Annotated in this window: 1 protein-coding gene; it reads left to right on the top strand. The window is 46.4% G+C overall.

The window, feature by feature from the left end; genetic code table 11:
- The coding region (locus tag A3738_RS28090; RefSeq protein WP_156504561.1) for an AAA family ATPase at nt 1-933 on the top strand (933 nt) is incomplete at both ends.

Below are 933 nucleotides of genomic sequence, written 5' to 3'. Positions count from 1 at the left end.
ATATCAGTGACCGACAATTGCCAGACAAAGCTATTGATCTAGTAGATGAGGCTGCGAGCCAAATTCGTATGGAGATGGATTCGAAGCCAGAGTCCTTAGATAAGTTAGAGCGTCGACTCATTCAGCTCAAAATTGAACGAGAAGCTTTAAAGAAAGAAAAGGATGAAGGTTCAAAGAAATCCTTGTTAGAACTTAACAAACGTATTGAGACTGTCGAAAAAGAATTTGCCGATCTTGAAGAAGTTTGGACGTCAGAAAAAGCTGCCTTGCCAGGTTCGCAGCAAGTGAAAAGTCAGCTAGAGCAGGCGCGTGTTGAGCTTGATACAGCGCGTCGTAACGGTGATTTAGGACTTATGTCGGAACTGCAATATGGCAAAATTCCGGAGTTAGAGCGTCAGTTAGACATGGCGAGCCAGGCGGAGATGGTTGGTATGACCTTGTTACGTAACCGCGTGACAGAGGAAGAGATCGCCGAGACGGTTTCGAAATGGACAGGGATTCCTGTTTCGAAAATGCTAGAAGGCGAGAAAGAAAAGCTATTACGTATGGAAGATGCTTTGCATGAGCGCGTGATAGGGCAGCAAGAAGCGGTTAATGCGGTTGCTGATGCGGTACGTCGTTCTCGCGCAGGTTTGTCTGATCCGAATCGACCGAATGGTTCTTTCCTATTCCTTGGGCCAACAGGCGTGGGTAAGACTGAGTTGTGCAAGTCTTTGGCAAACTTCTTGTTTGATACTGAAGAAGCAATGGTTCGTATCGATATGTCTGAGTTTATGGAGAAGCACTCGGTCGCGCGATTAATCGGTGCTCCTCCTGGTTACGTGGGCTATGAAGAAGGTGGTTACCTCACTGAGGCGGTACGACGAAAACCTTATTCGGTATTGTTGTTGGATGAGGTGGAAAAGGCGCATCCAGATGTATTCAATATCCTAT

The sequence above is a fragment of the Oleiphilus sp. HI0066 genome, from assembly GCF_001635725.1.
This window is presented reverse-complemented; position numbering and strand designations above follow the sequence as displayed.